Below are 18,247 nucleotides of genomic sequence, written 5' to 3' on the forward strand. Positions count from 1 at the left end.
ACGGGCGTCCGAGAAACGGCGGCGCCCGACCGTGACGCTGCGACGCTTACTTCGGGTGATGCACCGCGTAGTAAGCGAGCGCGGCGAGCACTGCACAGGTCACGGCGAACACGCGACGGCGCCAGCGGTAGGCGGGGGTGAGGCTGATGGCGCGTGCGCGGCCTTCTTCTTTGGAATGGTAGTAGCTCATATTGCACCTTCTCGTATCTGGTACACGGTCTTCGCCGCAAAGAGAACCTGCTCCAGCCTTTGTCTATGCGCCCCCCGGCACACGACACGCAGGTTCTGAGTCGATTATGCGACCGCACAAAAACGACCGCTAATCAGTATCTATACCGATAGGTGTCGCCTTTTTGACACGGTCTCCCGTCGGCCGATTCGTTTCGACGAGGACCTCGAAAGCGGCCGACCGGGCCGGTTTCGTCCCTTTCCCTGCCTTGATCGTCAATCGCCACGGCCTGCTGACCGGTGTTCCCCCTGCCGGTGCCGAGGCATTGGCTCGACGAACGTACCTCTCGAAAATCGAGGTACGCAAAGAATCCACATTTCCCCGCTTGCGCCCCGCGAGACGCGCTGAAACAATGCCTGAAAACGGTGGCCACGCCGATGGCCACTTCCAACTCGTCGTTGCGATCACGCCTGGGGAGGGTCGTGCCATGACGTCGAACACGCACCGCACCATCGTTTGCGGTCCTGGCGGTACTGTCTTCGGACGCACCGCATTAGTCGTTGCCACTGCTGGCCTGGTCAGTCTTTTCGCGGCTAACGTCCATGCGCAGGAAGCCATGCTGCGCGCCAACAATCAGGTTTGGTTCGGTGTCGGTGCCCAGAGCCTGAACTACTGGGAAACCATCGCCCCCGGGAAGAGCGACTCAGAGAGCGGCACGACCGCAGCCTTTGCGTTGACGGCGTCCACGCAAAGGCAGCTGTTCGGCATCTCCAATCTGTACTTCAGCGCTCAGGTACGGGTGGCGCACGGCAACGTGAACTACGGCGGCTATTTACAGGACGTCGCCGGTCGCGTGATCCAGTCGAATTACGGGATGACCACGCGCTCGACGGCCACGGATGTCACCCTCAAAGCCGGTAAGGCCATTCCGTTCCATCTCGGGACGTGGAATGCGCAGGTGATTCCGTACGTCAGCTACAGCTATCGCGACTGGATTCGCGACAGCAGCCGCGATCCTTACGGTTTCTACGAGCGCTACCGTCATCACGTAGGCGGCGGCGGCCTCATGGGGCAACTGGAGCTGACGTCGAAGCTCGTGGCGACGGCCGACATTCGCGCCGGTGCGATGGTCGGCTCGTCGATGACACTCGCGGGTTCGCAGAACACTTTCAATCTCGGCAACAAGCCGGTTGTGGTGGCGGGCTTCGGGCTGGATTACGCGGTGGCACGTAACTTTCACGTGAATGCGACCTACGAGTGGTCGCGCTTCCAGTACGGACGTTCCAGCGTCACGCAAGTCAGCCCCGGCGTGAATGCTTACGAGCCCGACTCGAAGACGATCAACCAGACGTGGATGATTGGCGCAGGCTACGCCTTCTGAAGTGCACGCGCGGTCACCAAAGCGACAGTGGAAACAACAACGCCGCGCGGTCCGAGGGACTCGCGCGGCGTTGTGTTTTCTGGGGTAGCGGTACTCAGGTCGCGCCTTCCACGTCCTCAAGACTGAACGTTTCCGTGTGGTCGTTGTACGAGAAGATCTCGGCGTAACGGCCCCAGTTGATCGCGGTGTCGAGCGTTTCCTGTGCGAGATCGTCCGACATCGAGTCTTCCAGCTCCTGCTCGAAACGCACGCGCGGTGCGCGCTGTCCGCGACGCTCCTGCAACACCGCACGAATCTTTGCGGCGAGTGGCACGTGGCGCAGCAGGTGCTCGGCGAACAGCACCTTACGCTCCTGCGTGCTGACGTCCACGAATCGCTTGCCTGCCGCCGTCAGCAGAATGTCACCTTCCTTGAGTTCGGCGAAGCCCAACTGATCGAGAATTTCGGCGACGGGGAAGAGGTCGTCGACCTCCAGCAGCAGCGTCTGCGCAATATCGGGCAAGTCGGCGCGTCCGTTGTACGGCGGCACCGCCAGCGCTTCGAGCAGACCGGCCATCAGGTTGGTCGACACTTCGTGCAGCGGGCTGGACAGTTCCAGCGGCATCTTCTGCGTGGTGTGGGCGTTACGACGCGAGGTCATTAGCGCGTAGATGTCGTCCACCATCTTGCGGAAGGCGGGATCGAGGCGGTTGCGGCGGTGCGGGAACGGCACCTTGATCTCGGCGACCACGCGGCCCGGATTCGACGACAGCACCAGAATGCGGTCGCACATGAACACGGCTTCCTCGATGTTGTGCGTGACGATCAGGATCGACTTGATCGGCAACTGACGCTGGCTCCATAAATCGAGCAGATCGGTACGCAGCGTTTCTGCCGTCAGCACGTCGAGTGCCGAGAATGGCTCGTCCATGAGCAGGAGCGTGGGGTTGACCACCAGCGCCCGGGCGAAGCCCACGCGCTGACGCATGCCGCCGGAGAGTTCACGCGGATAGGCGTTCTCGAAGCCGTCCAGACCGATCAGGTCGATGGCCGCCAGTGCGCGCTTGCGGCGCTCCTTCGGCTCGACGCCGAGCGCTTCCAGTCCGGCTTCCACGTTTTGCAGCACGGTGAGCCACGGGAACAGCGCGAAGGTCTGGAACACCATCGCCACGCCTTCAGGCGGGCCTTCGAGCGGCTCGCCCATGTAGCGGATGTCGCCCGAGCTCGGCTGAATCAGACCGGCGATGATGCGCAGCAGCGTCGATTTGCCCGAGCCTGAGCGGCCCAGCAGGCCGACGATCTCGCCTTCATGCAGTTGCAGGTTCACGCCGTCGAGGACCTGACGCTCGTCGCTGCCCTTGCGGAAGCCGCGACTGACGTTGGCGAGCGAGAAGATCTCTTTTCCGGTCATCGTTTGAGTATCGTTCGGCATCACGGTCCCTTCAATTCAGACGAAGCTTGTTTTCAGCGATGGCGTACATCGGACGCCACAGCAAACGGTTGAACAGCACGACGAAGAGCGCCATGACCGCGATGCCAAGCAGAATGCGCGGATAGTCGCCGGCGGCCGTCGTTTGTGCGATGTAGGCGCCCAGGCCGTGCGCGGCGACCTTGTCGTCACCCCACTGCACGTACTCCGAGACGATGGACGCGTTCCACGCGCCACCCGACGCCGTGATTGCCCCCGTCACGTAATAGGGGAAGATGCCCGGCAGCATGACCTGACGCCACCACTGCCAGCCGCGAATGCGGAAGTTGGTGGCGGCTTCCTTGAAGTCGTTCGGGAAAGCGGTCGCACCGGCGATGACGTTGAACAGGATGTACCACTGCGTGCCCAGCACGATCAGCGGCGAGAGCCAGATGTCCGCATTCAGATGGAAGTGGACGATCAGCACCACGAAGATCGGGAACAGCAGGTTGGCCGGGAACGCCGCGAGGAACTGGGCGAGCGGCTGAATGCGCTCGGCGAGCTTCGGACGCAGGCCGATCAGCACCCCCAGCGGCACCCAGACCACCGACGCAATCGCGATGAGCACGATCACCCGCACCAGCGTGATCAGGCCGAGGCCGAACACGCGCAAAATCTCCGGTCCGCCGACTTCGCTCAGCACAAACGTGACGATCTTCCACGCGGCGAACACACCGAGCACCACGAGCAGTGCGGCCCACAGCCAGTCGATCACGCGCGAGAGCGGTGACTTCGACTCGGAGTGGATCGCGGCCGGCAGCGAGATCGGCATACGCATGAGGGCGATCGTACGCAGCAGCTTGCCCAGCGGACGCAGTAGCAACTGAATGGCGCGCGTGCGTTGAATGAGGTTCAGCACCCACGATTCGGGCGCGGCCTGCGAGACCGTGTCCTCCAGGCGGAATTTGTCCGACCACGCGACCATCGGGCGGAACAGGAACTGGTCGTAAATGACGATGACGACGACCATCGCCAGAATCACCCAGCCCACGGCACTCAGATCGCGCTGGAGGATGGCGGTCGCGAGATACGCGCCGATGCCCGGCAGCGTGACCGTCTTGTCGCCCACGGTGATCGCCTCGGACGCCACCACGAAGAACCATCCACCCGACATGCTCATCATCATGTTCCAGATGAGGCCCGGCATGGAGTACGGGACGTCGAGCTTCCAGAACCGCTGCCACGGCGAAAGACGCAGATTGACTGCGACTTCGGACAGATCGCGCGGCTGGGTGCGCATTGACTGGTAGAACGAGAACGTCATGTTCCACGCCTGACTCGTGAAGATCGCGAAGATGGCGGCGCATTCCGCGCCGAGCACGCGTCCCGGAAACAGGGCGAGGAAGAAGGTGACGGTAAACGAGATATAGCCCAGCACCGGCACCGACTGAAGAATGTCGAGCATCGGTACCAGCAGCTTCTCCGCGCGGCGGCTCTTGGCCGCGAGCGTGCCGTAAATCAGCGTGAAGATTAGCGACGCCACCATCGCTGCGAGCATACGCAAGGTGGTGCGTAGTGCGTACTCGGGCAGATTGGCCGGGTCCAGCGAGATGACTTCGGTGTGCAAATCGGCGAGCGGCGCCCAGGTTTGTCGAATGCCCGACGAGCTGACCATCAGAAAGCCGATGATGATCGGGAAAGCGATGAAATCCCAGCGGTTGGGCAGCAGGCGTCGCGCGGTGGCGGGGATGAACGGACGGGCTACGCGCGTCATCAGGACCTCGTTTGGATGAGGGTTCGGACGAACAACAGGGCTGAAGCGTCGTAGTGCAGCACGGCAGCGACGTTGCGCGTGTGCAGGGACGGCAGCGGATGCTACCAGATTGCCCCGTAAAAAGATGTTAAAGCGGGTGTCATACGTTGGCAAATCCTGTCGCCGATGGGCGACTGTGGTTTTTATGCTGCACTGCGGGAAGTCTGGGTTTCGTCAGTCGATACCTATTTGAGGCGACATCTTTATGCTTTCGAAAAATGCCCTTTCGAAGGCGTTTGGCGCACCGGCGTATGCACCGACGCGAACCCCGCTCGCACAAGGGAGATCGCGACAATTGGTTACGTTTAAGTTGTGAACTTATGAGAGGTTGAGCAGACCAATCCCCGCGGCTTGCTTCGCGCCGTGCGGTCGTGTAGTGTGCACCGCTTGCTCGGGCCACGGCGCCAGTCGCTGCGGGCGGTTTCACCGCTTGCGGTGTTCGTGTGGCTTGCCGGCCCGTCTCCCTCCCATTCCAAGACAAGCAAGGATGCGCCGCATGACGACGCCATTAGACGCGCGTTGCGAGCGTGCACGACAACTCAGTGCCGCCGGCCGGCTCGACGAGGCGATCGCCGAGTTACGACAAGTTCTGAAACAATCCCCTGAATTCCTTCCTGCGCTCGAAGGGCTCGCGTATGTCTCGTTGCGTACAGGCGCTTTCGAGGGCGCGGCCGATGCCTTCGACCGCTTGCTCGCGCTCGTGCCGCGTCCGGGAGCGCAGGCGACGTTCGACGCCGCGATGGCCAGCCTGCAGGCCGGGCGTCCGATGCGCGCGGAGGCGCTGTTCGAGGCGACGGTGCAGCAATCGCCCGACGTCATCGGCACGATGCACACGGTCGGTCTGACGTGGGCGAAGGCGGGCGATAACGCGCGTGCGCTCGCCTGGTTCGAGCGGACCTCGGCCAAAGCGCCCGCGCTGTGGCAGGCCCATTTCAACCGGGGTCGCGCGCTCGGCGCGCTGGGCCGCTTCGACGAAGAGATCGCCGCTTATCGGCTCGCCAATGCCATTGCGCCGCAGCAGCCGGACCCGCTGGTGAATCTGGGTGTGGCGCTGCGCGAGCAGCATGCCTTCGCCGATGCGCTCCAATGCCTGCGCGACGCCGTCAAGCTGTCGCCGGACCACGCGGGCGCGCGCACCAACCGGGCGCAGACCAATTTGCTGCTGGGCGACTTCGAGCACGGCTGGCACGACTACGAATGGCGCTGGCAGGACGGTGGCCAGAAGCGGCGTTTCAACGATCGTTTGTGGGACGGCAAAGCGCCGCTCGCGGGCAAGACGGTGTTCGTCTACAGCGAACAAGGCTTCGGCAGCACGTTGCAGTTCGTGCGTTTCGTGCCGCGTCTCGTAGCGATGGGCGCGACGGTGGTGCTCTCGGTGCAGGCGCCGCTGGTTACGCTGCTAGGCGGCTTCGCGCGTGGCGTGACGGTGCTCGGCGAGCACATGCCGGTACCGTCGTTCGACTGGCAATTGCCGCTGCTCAGCCTGCCGCATCTGCTCAAGGTCGCGGGAGACGTGGCGGTGCACTCGCCCTATCTGCGCTCCAGTGCCGGGCGCGAGATGGTCTGGCGCTCCGCCCTCGGCGCGAAGCCGGACGGTGCGTTTCGTGTCGGTTTCGTGTGGCGCACGCATCCGTTCCCGCCGCATCGGGACATCGCCCTGAAGCATTGGGCACCGTTGTTTGCCACGAACGCCCAGTTCTACTCGTTACAGGTCGACGCGACCGACGAGGAGCACGCCGAACTCGCGAGCTACCGAAGCGCACACGGCAACGTGCACGACATCGGCGCGAAGCTCAGCGACTTCGCAGAGACGGCGGCCGTCATCGCGCAAATGGATCTTGTGATTGCCGCCGATACGGCGGTGGTGCATCTGGCCGGCGCGCTGGGCAAGCCGGTGTGGGTGCTGTTGAACTACACGCCGGACTGGCGCTGGCAACTGACACGGCGCGACAGCGACTGGTATCCGTCGGTTTCGTTGTATCGGCAGCCAGCGCGCGGGGATTGGGACAGCCTGATGGCGCAAGTCGTTACGGACGTCGAAGGCATCTTGCAGCAGTAATTCAGCGCTTATCCCTATCAGCCTGCATCGGCCGCCTCATCGTCGTCGCGCAGACGCGTGTATATATTCCAGCTCGCGATGAACAGCGCAGCGATGAGCGGCCCGATCACGAAGCCCGTCAGGCCGAAGAGCGACATGCCGCCGAGGGTGGAGATCAGCACCACCCAGTCGGGCAGCTTGGTGTCCTTGCCTACGAGGATCGGGCGCAGCACGTTGTCGACCAGACTGACGATGGTGCCGCAGAACGCGAACAGGATCACCGCCTTCCAGACGTGCCCGGCGAGCAGCAGCCAGATGCCCACGGGCACCCACACCACGGCAGCGCCCACGGCGGGCAGCAGCGACAGAAAGGCCATCACCACGGCCGCCAGCACGTAGCCCTGAATGCCGAGCACAGCGAAGATGAAGCCGCCGAGTGCGCCCTGCGCAACCGCCACCGCGATGTTGCCTTTGACGGTCGCGCGGACAACGGTGGTGAATTGCCGGATCAGTTGACCCTTGTGACGCTCGTCTAGCGGCAGGGCGCGTCGCACCATCGCGCCGAGCGCCGTTCCGTCACGCAGCAGGAAGAACAGCAAATAGAGCATCACGCCGAAGCTCACCAGCAACTGCGCCGTGTTCTGTCCGATGCTCACGAGGTACACCGCGACCAGACGCCCGATCTGTGCGGCACCGTCGCCCAGCTTCTGCTGGATGGCGTTGACGTCCTGCACACCGGCCAGATCCATGATCCGGTGAACGCTGGCGGGCAGGCGGTCAAGCAATTGCTGGAAGGACACCGTCAGTTGCGGCAGATCGGTGCGAAAGCGCACGAGCGCCGTGCTGACTTCCTGCGTCAGCATGCCCACGACGAGCGTGAGCGGCAGAATCACGATGAGCAGAATCAGCGCGAGCGTGGTGAGGGCGGCGAGATTGGGCCGTCCGCGCATGCGGGTCAGAATGCGGCGCTGCACCGGCTGGAACAACACGGCGAGAATCGTTCCCCAGAATACCGCGCCGAACAGCGGGAACAGAATCCACCCGAACACGATCGTCACGACGAACAGCATGAGGTGGAAGAACTTGCGCTGGTCGCTACGACTCGACATGAGGTTTCCTTGCAGATGGCGACGGCTCGAATGGCGCGTCAGCCCTTCTTATATCAGAAGCGGACGTCACCCCGGTCGTGGTGTCACGCATGCCCTCGATGATGCGGGTGACGAGCGGGTGGCCTTCGCCGCGTCGGGAGCGAATCGCGTGAATGTCCTCGTGGACATCGTCCGGACGACCCAGCCAGCGCAGTCCGCGCAGCAGCGAGACGTCGCCAGCCCCGGCTTCGCTCAGTGGGAACACGCCCATGCCGCGCGTGGCGAACACTGCCATCAGTGCACTGTCCTCGAACTCGCCCACAATGTTTGGACGAATGCCCTGCGTCTCGAACCATTGGTCGAGGCGGGCGCGCAGGGCTGAGTGTCCCGTCGGCAATAATACGGGCAAGGTCGCGAGGCATTGCGGGAACGTGTCGCGCGAGACGTTGCGCACGAGCGACGCTGGTCCGTACCAGTCGACAGGCGACTCCACCAGACGCTCGCTCGCGAGCCGCAACGTCGGGTTGTACGGCGCGGGCTGGCTGGCGAGCACCAGATCGAGCTTGTGCAGGGCGAGTTCGGCGAGCAACTGCTCGTGCTCGCCTTCGTGGCAGACGAGTCGCAGCGACGGCGTGTCGAGCACCGGTGCGAGAATGGCGTGGGCGGCGAGTTTCGAGATGCCGTCGGCGAGACCGACCGCAAGGCGCGCGACGCGACCACTGGCGGCTTCGCGGACTTCGTCGGGAATCGACTGGCCGAGGCGGAAAATTTCCTCGGCACGTCGGAAAGCGGCCTGTCCCGGCTCGGTCATGGCGACGCCGCGCCCGGCCGGTTTGAGTAACTGGTGACCCAGCGACTTTTCCAGCTCGCGGACCTGCGCGCTGATGGTCTGGACGGCCATGTCGAGGCGTTCGGCGGCTCTGGCAAAGCCACCTTCCTTGACGACCACCCAGAAGTAGTAAAGATGACGGTAGTTCAACATAGAGATAAGACTTCGGAAAAACCGAACTAAAGTGCAGTATATAACTGGTTTTTGCGAAGCGTGAGTTCGACGATGATGCTGTCCTGAGCCCGCACCCTACGTTGTGTGCGGGAGACTAAAGGGGATGACCGGTGCCGGACGGCGACGGTTGTCCCGATAACCATACGGAAACTCTGGCGCACATATGGACTATCTACTTGCTTTGGCGGCCGACCCGGCGGTGTGGGCGGCGCTTGTCACGCTGGTGGTCATGGAAGTCGTGCTCGGCATCGACAACCTGATCTTCATCTCGATCCTGACGAACAAATTGCCGTTGGCGATGCGTGCGCGCACGCAGCGCATGGGGATCGCACTGGCGCTGGTCATGCGGCTGGCGTTGCTCGGTACGGTGGCCTGGATCGCCAAACTGACGACACCGCTCTTCGAACTGTTCGACCACGGCTTCTCTTGGCGTGACCTGATCCTGATCGCTGGCGGCCTCTTCCTCGTGTGGAAGGCGACGAAGGAGATGCATCACCACGTGGCGACGGGAACGGAAGACGAAGCGAACGGTGACGCGTCGGGCACGCTGGCGACGATCACCGCACGCGCGGCTGTCATGCAGATTCTGGTGCTGGACCTCGTGTTCTCCATCGACAGCATCGTGACGGCAGTGGGCATGACTGAGCACATCCCGATCATGTTCATTGCTGTGATCGCAGCAGTGACGGCGATGCTGTTCATGGCCGGTCCGCTCTCGCGCTTCATCGCGGCGAATCCGACGGTGGTCATGCTCGCGCTGGGCTTCCTGCTGGTGATCGGTATGACGCTGATCGCCGAGGGCTTCGGGTCGCACATCCCGAAGGGCTACATCTACGCAGCCATGGCGTTCTCGGCTTTCGTCGAAGGGCTGAACATGATGACGCGTCGTGCCAAGGCGCGACGTGACGCAGAGAAGGCGCGCGTGCTGCACTAATCGATACGTCACCGAGAGGTGAAAAAGGCGGTGCCGGTGAAAATCGGCACCGCTTTTTCGTTGGCGAGGGTGGGTTAAACGTTCGATTTTTTCGAACTTGGATGAATGAAAATGCAGGTTTTTTCGTTGCGAAGCGCTCGGTACATTGAAAGCGTTGTCCTTTACGTAACGGAGCGAAGCGATGAAGTGTCCTGTATGCGGTACCCCGGATCTGCTGATGACGGAGCGTCAGGGGGTGGAGATCGATTACTGTCCGAAGTGTCGCGGCGTGTGGCTCGATCGCGGCGAGCTGGACAAGCTGATCGAGCGCACGGACGAGCCCCTTGCAATGTCTGCTCAGGCCGTGCAAGGCGGGCAGGGTGGATTCGGACGCGGCGGGTACGACACGCGTGAGCATCGGGCGTCGCGCGAGTGTCGCGACGACGATGACCGGCGCGATGACGACGGCGGGCACCGCAACACCCACCATGGTCACGACGACCGCCGTCGCCACTACGACCGTCCGCGCAAGAAAAAGTCGTTGTTCGAGATGTTCGACTTCGACTGATCGATGTGCGGGGCGCGCCGAAAGCGAAGTTGATCTCAGTGATGATATCGGCGGCCCGAAGTGGGCCGCCGGTTTTTCATGTCGTTACGTCCGCCAGCCTCACGCGTACTGCGAGAGTCCCAGCCCCAGCGACCAGTTTTCCTTCTCGACTTCGACAAGATTCACGAACACGTCCTCGGGGCGAATGCCGGGGTTATCGCTGAGTAATTCGGCAATCCGCCGGAACAACGCCTTCTTTTGTTCCTTCGTGCGGGTGTTGTTTGCGGTGATCTGAATGAGCACCAGGTCGTCGCTTCGCGCGACGTCAAGATACGTCGCCCCGTAGCGGAAGTTCGCCGCGTCATGCTCGGTCAGCGCCATGAATTGGTCGTCTTCGGGAACGGTGAAGGTTTCCCGCAGCGCGCGATAAACGCCATCGAATATGGCCTGTCGGTAGGCCTCGGTCTTTCCTGTACGCATTGAAATATGAGCGAGTGGCATCGTGAGTTTCCTCGGTTGTTGACCCGCTTCATAGTATCTATTCTGATAAGCTATGCATTCTTATTTCAATGATAAGTATTTGAAATGACTGAGCGTTCACTTGATCTGGAGGCCGTCCGTGCCTTTATCCGTATTGCGGAGCTTGGCAGCTTCACGCGTGCTGCCGAGGCGTTACGGACGACGCAGGCGGCGGTCAGCTTGAAGCTCAAACGGCTTGAAGACAGGTTGGGTTTCCGACTGGTCGAACGCACCCCCCGCTACGTCGAGCTTTCGGCGCAGGGCGCCACCTTTCTCGACCATGCACGCAGGCTCATCGACGCCCATGATCGGGCGGTTGCTGCGGTGGCGGGCGCGCGCCAGCGCCTCACTATCGGCATCAGCGAGCACGTCGCGGGGCCGGAGCTTCCTGCGTTGATTGCGCGAATGAATGCGCAGGATCCCCAGCTTCTGATCGAGATCAGGATCGCAACGTCGGCGGATTTGCTTCAGCGTTTCGACCGCAGAGAACTCGATACGGTGCTGGTTCGCATGCATGTTGGCCGAAGCGACGGGGAGGTCGTCACCGAAGAGAAGTTCGGCTGGTTCGCGACACCCGGCTGGCAGCATCGCGCGGGGGAGCCGTTGCCGCTCGCCACGATGGCGGAGCCTTGCGGCGTGCGTGCAGTCGCCGAGCAACTGCTCGACGAGGCGGGCATTCCCTGGACTGAGGTCTTCGTTGGTGGGGGTGTGATGGCGGTTGCCGCTGCGGTGATGGCCGGACTGGGCGTGGCGGCGCTTTCGCCGCGGATGGTGCCGTTTGGTGCGGTGGACGTCGGGCCCAGACTGGCGCTGCCGGAGTTGCCGCGTTTGCCCATTGTGCTGCACACCCGCGTAAAGGACAGCCGGGCGCGCGGTACGCTGGCAGCACTTGGGGCGGCCTTTCGGGGTGCGGTACGAAGCTGATCGACCGTCGTGTGACGCAGTGCGAGCAGAAAAGAAAAAAGGCCATGATTTCTCATGGCCTTTTTAAATTTGGTGGCGAATCAGGGACTCGAACCCCGGACCTGCGGATTATGATTCCGTCGCTCTAACCGACTGAGCTAATTCGCCGTAGGAAAAAGATTATATGGGGAAGGCTATAACCTGTCAACAGGTATTTTGCGAAAGCTATGAAAATAGTTCGGATGGCTTTCGTGGGCCGTGCCTCGCCCGGGTACCGACCCATCCCACAAACGACAACGCCGGGACTCGAAAGCCCCGGCGTTGCTAAGTCAGACGTACCTTCTACCTGTCCGACGGGTTACCCCATCAGTCGTTGGCGTAGATGTCGACGTCCTTCGTCTCCTTGATGAAGAGCATGCCGATCACGAAGGTGATGAGCGCGATCACGATCGGGTACCAGAGGCCGGAGTAGATGTCGCCCTTGGCAGCCACGATGGCGAAGGCCGTTGCCGGGAGGAAGCCCCCGAACCAGCCGTTACCGATGTGATACGGCAACGACATCGAGGTGTAGCGAATGCGCGTCGGGAACATTTCCACCAGCATCGCTGCAATCGGGCCGTACACCATCGTTACGAAGATCACGAGAATCGCCAGCAGGATCACGACCATCGGCTTGTTCATCTGCGCCGGGTCGGCCTTCGGCGGATAGCCGTCAGCCTTGAGCGTGGCCGACATATCCGTCTCGAACGCCTTGGTCTTGTCCTTCGCGTCCGCTGCCTTGCCGTCGACCGACGAGATCACCTTGTCGCCAATCTTCACCGTGGCCATCGTGCCTGCCGGCGCGGCTTGGTTCTGATAGTTCAGACCGGCGCGCGACAGGTAGCTCTTCGCGATATCGCACGAGCTGGTGAACTTCGACGTGCCAACCGGGTTGAACTGGAACGAGCACTCGTTCGGATCGGCGATGACCGTGATCGGCGAACGGGCAGTGGCGGCTTCGAGCGCCGGGTTGGCGTAGTGCGTGAGCGCCTTGAAGATCGGGAAGTACAGCAGTGCGGCCAGCAGGCAGCCCGCCATGATGATCGGCTTGCGACCGATCTTGTCCGACAGCGCGCCGAAGAACACGAAGAACGGGCTGCCGATCAGCAGACCCAGCGCGACCATGATGTTCGCGGTGTTGCCGTCGACCTTCAGCACCTGTGTCATGAAGAACAGCGAATAGAACTGGCCCGTGTACCACACGACTGCCTGACCAGCGGTCAAGCCGACCAGCGCCAGAATCACGATCTTCAGGTTCTTCCACTGACCGAACGATTCCTTGAGCGGTGCCTTCGATCCCTTGCCTTCCGCCTTCATGCGCTGGAATGCCGGCGATTCGCTCAGTTGCATACGAATCCACAGCGACACGAGCAGCAGCACGATCGACAGAATGAACGGAATGCGCCAGCCCCAGTCGCCGAACGCCTCTTCACCCATCACCATGCGGGTGCCGAGAATCACGAGCAGCGAAAGGAAGAGGCCCAGCGTCGCGGTCGTCTGAATCCACGACGTGTAGAAGCCGCGACGGCCATGCGGCGCGTGCTCGGCAACGTACGTGGCAGCACCGCCGTATTCGCCGCCGAGGGCAAGACCCTGCAGCAGACGCATGGCGATAAAGATCACCGGCGCGGCGATGCCCCAGGACGCATAGCCCGGCAGCAGACCGACGACCAGCGTCGACAGACCCATCAACGTGATGGTGACGAGGAACGTGTATTTGCGACCGACGAGGTCACCGATGCGACCGAACACGATGGCGCCGAACGGACGCACCGCGAAGCCCGCAGCAAACGACAGCAGTGTGAAGATGAAGGCCGCCGTCGGGTTGATCCCGGAGAAGAAGTGACGGCTGATGAATGCGGCCAGCGAACCGGCCAGATAAAAGTCGTACCACTCGAACACCGTGCCCAGCGACGAAGCGAAGATGACCTTGCGTTCTTCTTTGGTCATCGGCGCGTGGGTGGTGGCTGCCGTTGTAGTAGCCATGCGGTTGTCTCCTGTAATGTAAGCACGCCCCTGGGACGCACCCGGGCCGCTGCAAATGATTATTGGAGGACAACCTTACCGCCGTCTGACGCCAAACTGACTCGAACCTTACGTTGCTAGGGACTTACCCTCGACTTTGGTCGAAAATTGGCCGTATTTAGCGGATTTACGTCATTCATGAGGGTTTTCGATAGGCACCTCGGCGAGCGGTAACGTCACCCGAATGAGTGTGCCGGTTGCTTCGGGATGCTGTGCATCGACATGATCGAGCACGCTCACATCGCCGCGATGAATCTGCACGATCTCGCGCACGATCGCGAGACCCAGTCCGCTGCCGTCGCTGTCGCTGCCGAGAATGCGATAGAAGCGCTCGAACACGCGTGGACGCTCCGACGCAGGAATGCCCGGCCCCGTGTCCTCGACTTCAAGATGCACGAAGCCGTCGGACGCCTCGTGACGCAGCCGCACCGTCACCTTGCCGCCGGCCGGCGTATAGCGGATCGCATTGTCGATGAGGTTGTTGAGCAACTCGCGCAACATCACCGGCTGTCCGGACAGATGCACCGGAAACGGTGGCTCCTCGAAGCCGAGGTCGATCCGTTTGGCGAAGGCCGCCTGAAACCAGTCCTGCATGGCGCTGCGCGCGAGCAGGCTGAGGTTGAGCGGGGTGAAGGCGGCGGCGTCGTTGGCGCTGTTCTCGGCGCGCGCGAGTGCGAGCAACTGGTTGACGAGACGCGCTGCCTGTTCGGAGCTCATCGCGATTTGCGAGAGCGAGCGGCGCAGTTCGTCGGGAGACGTCTGACGCAATGCCAGTTCGGCTTGCATGCGAAGGCCTGCAAGCGGTGTCTTGAGCTGATGTGCAGCATCCGCAATGAAGCGTTGCTGGAGTTTCATGTTCTGCTCAAGGCGGCCGAGCAGATCGTTCAGCGAATTGACGAGCGGCGCGATTTCCGGCGGCGCTTGTCGCGCTTCAAGTGGCGAAAGATCGTCGGGGCGCCGCGCGCGAATGTGCTCCTGCAACGCATGCAGCGGCGCGAGACCGCGCGACAGACCGAACCAGACGAGCACGATGGCCAGCGGCAGAATCACGAACTGCGGCAGGATCACGCCCTTGATGATTTCGTTGGCCAACTGGCTGCGCTTGTCGAGCGTCTCCGCTACCTGTACGAGCGCCATGCTGCCCGGCGGCTGCATGCGCGGCAGATCGACATAAGTGAACGCAACGCGAATGTCATTGCCGCCCACGGTTTCGTCGCGAAACTGGACCACACCGGGTTGCGGACGGTCGTCTTCATGAGGCAGCGGCAGCTCCGCCGTGCCGCCAACGAGTTCTCCCTTCGCACCGAGCACCTGATAGTAGATGTTGTCGGTCGCGTCGGCGCGCAGCAAATCGCGCGCGGGCATGGGCAGCGTGAGCGTGACCTGGCCTCGATCCGAGTGGACCTGCTGAGCGAGTACGTAAGTATTGGTCTCCAGCGCACGGTCGAACGGGCCGTTGGCAATCGATTTTGCGACGAGATACGTCACGGCAATGCTCATCGGCCAGAGCAGCAGCAACGGCGCGAGCATCCAGTCGAGGATCTCGCCGAAGAGCGAGCGCGGCGGCGGTTCGGCCTCGCGCTCTAATGGCGCGCCGAAGCCCGGACGTACAAACGGATCGGCGTAAGGGTCGAAGGGATCGGCGGCATCCGCGGGCGGGTGCCGTGGGTCGTCCTGATCGGCGTGAGACACGTTGTCCGACGACGCAGGCGCCGCGCGATGGGGGGGACGAAAGCTCAGACGCATCGGACGAGCCCGATCATGCCGCGTTGGCGGGGGCCGCTGCCGGCTTCTCCAGACAATATCCCAGCCCGCGGATCGTGGCGATGCGTACACCGCTCGGCTCGATCTTCTTGCGCAGCCGGTGCATGTACACCTCAATGGCGTTGTTGCTCACCTCTTCGCCCCATCCGCACAGATGGTCGACGAGCTGTTCCTTGGAGACGAGCCGTCCGGTGCGCAGCAGCAGCACTTCGAGCAATTCGAGTTCGCGTGCGGACAGATCGAGCATCTGCTCGTTGATATAGGCCGTGCGACCGACCTGATCGAAGCTCAGCGGCCCGTGGCGGATGACGGTCGAGCCACCACCTGCGCCTCGCCGCGTCAGCGCCCGCACGCGCGCTTCGAGTTCGGCGAGGGCGAACGGCTTGGCCATATAGTCGTCGGCACCGAGATCGAGGCCCTTCACGCGGGCGTCGACGCTGTCGGACGCGGTCAGGATCAGAACGGGCAAGTGGGAATTGCGGGCGCGCAGACGGCGCAGGACTTCGTGGCCGGGAAGGCGGGGCAGACCGAGGTCGAGAATCAGCAGGTCGAACGTCTGGGCGGACAGCGCGGAGTCGGCTTCGAGCCCCGTTTTGACGTGATCGACGGCGTAGCCCCCCTGGCGCAGCGAGCGAGTCAGGGCGTCGGCCAGAATGCTGTCATCCTCTGCGATGAGAATTCGCATGGGCGTGATAGGCTTGTGTAGGCACCAATGCCTGACGGCACGGGCGTGTCTCCTGTGATGTTGCGGCGCGTGGTTCGCGGCTTTTTTTGTCGTTTCGGCGCTTTCGGACAACAGGCACTTGCAAAGAGCACTGGTTTTTTATACAGTACCGGCAGTCACGCCTCACTCGAGCCGTCTCGCTCATCATATCAAAGGACGATTCATGGAAGAAAGCAAGAAAGGGTCTGCCAATCTGTCGGCCGAGAAAGGCAAGGCGCTCGCCGCCGCCCTCGCGCAGATCGAGAAGCAATTCGGCAAGGGCTCGATCATGCGTCTTGGCGACGGCGAGGTCGAAGCGGACATCCAGGTCGTCTCCACGGGCTCGCTGGGTCTGGACATCGCGCTGGGCGTCGGTGGCCTGCCGCGCGGCCGTGTGATCGAAATCTACGGCCCGGAATCGTCGGGTAAGACCACGCTCACGTTGCAAGTCGTGGCGGAAATGCAGAAGATCGGTGGCACCTGCGCGTTCATCGACGCAGAACACGCCCTCGACGTCGGTTACGCCAACAAGCTGGGCGTCTCGGTGCCGGAACTGCTGATCTCGCAGCCGGACACGGGCGAACAGGCCCTGGAAATCGCCGATGCGCTGGTGCGCTCGGGCTCGATCGACCTCATCATCATCGACTCGGTTGCGGCACTGGTGCCGAAGGCCGAAATCGAAGGCGAGATGGGTGATTCTCTGCCGGGTCTTCAGGCACGTCTGATGTCGCAGGCGCTGCGTAAGCTGACCGGCACGATCAAGCGCACGAATTGCACGGTGATCTTCATCAATCAGATTCGTATGAAGATCGGCGTCATGTTCGGCAACCCGGAAACGACGACGGGCGGCAACGCACTGAAGTTCTACTCGTCGGTGCGTCTGGACATCCGCCGTATCGGTTCGATCAAGAAGGGCGACGAGGTGGTCGGTAACGAAACCCGCGTCAAGGTCGTCAAGAACAAGGTGTCGCCGCCGTTCCGCGAAGCGATTTTCGACATCCTCTACGGCCAGGGTATCTCGCGCGAAGGCGAAATCATCGATCTGGGTGTCAACGCGAAGATCGTCGAGAAGGCCGGTGCCTGGTACAGCTACAACGGCGAGAAGATCGGTCAGGGCAAGGACAACGCGCGTGAATTTTTGCGCGAAAATCCGGAAATCGCTCATGAGATCGAGAACAAGGTACGTGCATCGCTGGGTGTGACGGCGATCAACGAAACCGGTGAGATCGAAGCAGAAGACGAGGCCTGATCGTTTGATTGGCGCCTGAGTTTTTGGAACGGCAGCGCGAAGCCTTACGGCGTCGCGCTGCCGTTTTGCATTCTTGCTGCAAATAGCAGCGCTACGATGAACTCATGATCAATCGACGTCCTCCCCGTGATCCGAATGCGCCTCCGCCCCCGCCGGGCGACGCGGCCGTCGCGGTCAAGCGGTCTCGCAAACCGACGCTGAGTCTGAAAGGGCGCGCGCTGTCCTATCTGGCACGTCGCGAATACAGTCGGGCGGAACTGCGTCGCAAGCTCACGCCTTACGCGGATGCCGAGGATCCCGAAGCACTCGAGCGCGTACTCGACGCGCTTGAGCAGGAACGATGGCTGTCGAACGAACGGTTCGCGGAAAGCGTGGTGAACCGGCGCGCCTCGCGCATGGGTACGACGCGTATCGTCGGCGAGCTCAAGCAGCATCAGGTCGACGCGCAAACCGTCGCTGCGATCTCCGAGCAGTTGCGGGAGACCGAACTCGCGCGCGCCCGAGCCGTCTGGCAAAAGAAGTTCGGCGAGGTCGCAACAACGCCCGAAGCGCGTGCCAAGCAGATGCGCTTTCTGGCGGCACGTGGTTTCTCGCGTACCGTTATCAGCAAAATCGTGCGAGGGACGGACGAGTTTCTGGACGACGTCTGACGCAGATGTCTTCACTTTCGTTATGGATGCGTGCGTATTCATCGACGAAGCGTTCG

At 62.3% G+C, this 18,247-nt stretch carries 16 protein-coding genes and 1 tRNA gene; 7 read left to right on the top strand and 10 right to left on the bottom strand.

Going from position 1 to position 18,247, the window contains the following annotated elements:
* Positions 1-46: 46 nt before the first annotated feature.
* Positions 47-190: a hypothetical protein gene (locus tag PAN31117_RS27050; protein WP_174990855.1), complete on the bottom strand. Its 144-nt coding sequence runs from the start codon at positions 188-190 to the stop codon at positions 47-49.
* Between the two features lie 391 nt (positions 191-581).
* Between PAN31117_RS27050 and PAN31117_RS06385 the strand changes: the two genes are divergently transcribed.
* A complete protein-coding gene (locus PAN31117_RS06385; RefSeq protein WP_150737459.1) occupies positions 582-1,550 on the top strand; it encodes a hypothetical protein in 969 nt (322 codons plus the stop codon).
* A 94-nt stretch (positions 1,551-1,644) separates the two neighbouring features.
* Here the strand turns inward: PAN31117_RS06385 and PAN31117_RS06390 are convergent, their stop codons facing one another.
* Both PAN31117_RS06390 and PAN31117_RS06395 read right to left on the bottom strand, forming a co-directional pair.
* On the bottom strand, positions 1,645-2,961 hold the full coding sequence (locus PAN31117_RS06390; protein WP_039393092.1) for an ABC transporter ATP-binding protein: 1,317 nt from the start codon (positions 2,959-2,961) through the stop codon (positions 1,645-1,647).
* A gap of 10 nt (positions 2,962-2,971) precedes the next feature.
* Positions 2,972-4,711: an ABC transporter permease gene (locus PAN31117_RS06395; protein ID WP_150737460.1), complete on the bottom strand. Its 1,740-nt coding sequence runs from the start codon at positions 4,709-4,711 to the stop codon at positions 2,972-2,974.
* 535 nt (positions 4,712-5,246) lie between these two features.
* On the opposite strand from PAN31117_RS06395, the gene PAN31117_RS06400 reads away from it, so the two are divergent.
* Positions 5,247-6,809, top strand: coding sequence for a tetratricopeptide repeat-containing glycosyltransferase family protein (locus PAN31117_RS06400; RefSeq protein WP_174990856.1), 1,563 nt, complete (start codon positions 5,247-5,249; stop codon positions 6,807-6,809).
* 17 nt (positions 6,810-6,826) lie between these two features.
* Here the strand turns inward: PAN31117_RS06400 and PAN31117_RS06405 are convergent, their stop codons facing one another.
* Together PAN31117_RS06405 and PAN31117_RS06410 are read right to left on the bottom strand one after the other, a co-directional pair.
* Complete coding sequence (locus PAN31117_RS06405; protein WP_150737462.1) at positions 6,827-7,897, bottom strand: AI-2E family transporter; 1,071 nt, start codon at positions 7,895-7,897, stop codon at positions 6,827-6,829.
* Positions 7,884-8,858 (bottom strand): LysR substrate-binding domain-containing protein, encoded by a 975-nt coding sequence (locus PAN31117_RS06410; protein ID WP_150737463.1) that lies wholly within the window; start codon positions 8,856-8,858, stop codon positions 7,884-7,886. Before PAN31117_RS06410 ends, PAN31117_RS06405 begins: the two co-directional genes overlap by 14 nt.
* Positions 8,859-9,042: 184 nt before the next feature.
* On the opposite strand from PAN31117_RS06410, the gene PAN31117_RS06415 reads away from it, so the two are divergent.
* Together PAN31117_RS06415 and PAN31117_RS06420 are read left to right on the top strand one after the other, a co-directional pair.
* A complete protein-coding gene (locus PAN31117_RS06415; RefSeq protein ID WP_150737464.1) occupies positions 9,043-9,813 on the top strand; it encodes a TerC family protein in 771 nt (256 codons plus the stop codon).
* Between the two features lie 181 nt (positions 9,814-9,994).
* Positions 9,995-10,360: a TFIIB-type zinc ribbon-containing protein gene (locus PAN31117_RS06420; RefSeq protein ID WP_150737465.1), complete on the top strand. Its 366-nt coding sequence runs from the start codon at positions 9,995-9,997 to the stop codon at positions 10,358-10,360.
* Between the two features lie 99 nt (positions 10,361-10,459).
* On the opposite strand, the gene PAN31117_RS06425 is transcribed toward PAN31117_RS06420, so the two are convergent.
* Positions 10,460-10,840 carry a tautomerase family protein gene (locus PAN31117_RS06425; protein WP_150737466.1) on the bottom strand — a complete coding sequence of 127 codons (381 nt, stop codon included), beginning with the start codon at positions 10,838-10,840 and terminating at the stop codon, positions 10,460-10,462.
* Between the two features lie 84 nt (positions 10,841-10,924).
* Between PAN31117_RS06425 and PAN31117_RS06430 the strand changes: the two genes are divergently transcribed.
* Positions 10,925-11,782 carry a LysR family transcriptional regulator gene (locus tag PAN31117_RS06430; protein ID WP_150737467.1) on the top strand — a complete coding sequence of 286 codons (858 nt, stop codon included), beginning with the start codon at positions 10,925-10,927 and terminating at the stop codon, positions 11,780-11,782.
* 70 nt (positions 11,783-11,852) lie between these two features.
* Here PAN31117_RS06430 and PAN31117_RS06435 read toward each other — a convergent pair.
* From PAN31117_RS06435 to PAN31117_RS06450, 4 genes are all read right to left on the bottom strand, one after another.
* Positions 11,853-11,929 (bottom strand) — tRNA-Met (locus PAN31117_RS06435).
* A gap of 198 nt (positions 11,930-12,127) precedes the next feature.
* Positions 12,128-13,786 carry an MFS transporter gene (locus PAN31117_RS06440; protein ID WP_150737468.1) on the bottom strand — a complete coding sequence of 553 codons (1,659 nt, stop codon included), beginning with the start codon at positions 13,784-13,786 and terminating at the stop codon, positions 12,128-12,130.
* 171 nt (positions 13,787-13,957) lie between these two features.
* A complete protein-coding gene (locus PAN31117_RS06445) occupies positions 13,958-15,571 on the bottom strand; it encodes a sensor histidine kinase (protein ID WP_150737469.1) in 1,614 nt (537 codons plus the stop codon).
* Positions 15,572-15,584: 13 nt separating this feature from the next.
* Positions 15,585-16,274 (bottom strand): response regulator transcription factor, encoded by a 690-nt coding sequence (locus PAN31117_RS06450; protein ID WP_039393077.1) that lies wholly within the window; start codon positions 16,272-16,274, stop codon positions 15,585-15,587.
* Between the two features lie 202 nt (positions 16,275-16,476).
* Between PAN31117_RS06450 and recA the strand changes: the two genes are divergently transcribed.
* Together recA and recX are read left to right on the top strand one after the other, a co-directional pair.
* The gene (gene recA / locus PAN31117_RS06455) at positions 16,477-17,541 is read left to right on the top strand and encodes a recombinase RecA (protein ID WP_046289768.1); all 1,065 of its coding nucleotides are present in this window, start codon (positions 16,477-16,479) and stop codon (positions 17,539-17,541) included.
* Positions 17,542-17,645: 104 nt separating this feature from the next.
* Entirely contained in the window at positions 17,646-18,191 is a 546-nt protein-coding gene (recX, locus tag PAN31117_RS06460) for a recombination regulator RecX (protein WP_150737470.1), read from the top strand.
* Positions 18,192-18,247 lie beyond the last annotated feature (56 nt).

Origin of the sequence: Pandoraea anapnoica (assembly GCF_902459765.1) — a bacterium.
GTDB classification, from domain to species: domain Bacteria; phylum Pseudomonadota; class Gammaproteobacteria; order Burkholderiales; family Burkholderiaceae; genus Pandoraea; species Pandoraea anapnoica.

Coding starts and splice junctions, on each gene's coding strand:
- PAN31117_RS27050 (WP_174990855.1), bottom strand. CDS start 190: ATGAGCTACTACCATTCCAAAGAAGAAGGCCGCGCACGCGCCATCAGC.
- PAN31117_RS06385 (WP_150737459.1), top strand. CDS start 582: ATGCCTGAAAACGGTGGCCACGCCGATGGCCACTTCCAACTCGTCGTT.
- PAN31117_RS06390 (WP_039393092.1), bottom strand. CDS start 2,961: ATGCCGAACGATACTCAAACGATGACCGGAAAAGAGATCTTCTCGCTC.
- PAN31117_RS06395 (WP_150737460.1), bottom strand. CDS start 4,711: ATGACGCGCGTAGCCCGTCCGTTCATCCCCGCCACCGCGCGACGCCTG.
- PAN31117_RS06400 (WP_174990856.1), top strand. CDS start 5,247: ATGACGACGCCATTAGACGCGCGTTGCGAGCGTGCACGACAACTCAGT.
- PAN31117_RS06405 (WP_150737462.1), bottom strand. CDS start 7,897: ATGTCGAGTCGTAGCGACCAGCGCAAGTTCTTCCACCTCATGCTGTTC.
- PAN31117_RS06410 (WP_150737463.1), bottom strand. CDS start 8,858: ATGTTGAACTACCGTCATCTTTACTACTTCTGGGTGGTCGTCAAGGAA.
- PAN31117_RS06415 (WP_150737464.1), top strand. CDS start 9,043: ATGGACTATCTACTTGCTTTGGCGGCCGACCCGGCGGTGTGGGCGGCG.
- PAN31117_RS06420 (WP_150737465.1), top strand. CDS start 9,995: ATGAAGTGTCCTGTATGCGGTACCCCGGATCTGCTGATGACGGAGCGT.
- PAN31117_RS06425 (WP_150737466.1), bottom strand. CDS start 10,840: ATGCCACTCGCTCATATTTCAATGCGTACAGGAAAGACCGAGGCCTAC.
- PAN31117_RS06430 (WP_150737467.1), top strand. CDS start 10,925: ATGACTGAGCGTTCACTTGATCTGGAGGCCGTCCGTGCCTTTATCCGT.
- PAN31117_RS06440 (WP_150737468.1), bottom strand. CDS start 13,786: ATGGCTACTACAACGGCAGCCACCACCCACGCGCCGATGACCAAAGAA.
- PAN31117_RS06445 (WP_150737469.1), bottom strand. CDS start 15,571: ATGCGTCTGAGCTTTCGTCCCCCCCATCGCGCGGCGCCTGCGTCGTCG.
- PAN31117_RS06450 (WP_039393077.1), bottom strand. CDS start 16,274: ATGCGAATTCTCATCGCAGAGGATGACAGCATTCTGGCCGACGCCCTG.
- recA (WP_046289768.1), top strand. CDS start 16,477: ATGGAAGAAAGCAAGAAAGGGTCTGCCAATCTGTCGGCCGAGAAAGGC.
- recX (WP_150737470.1), top strand. CDS start 17,646: ATGATCAATCGACGTCCTCCCCGTGATCCGAATGCGCCTCCGCCCCCG.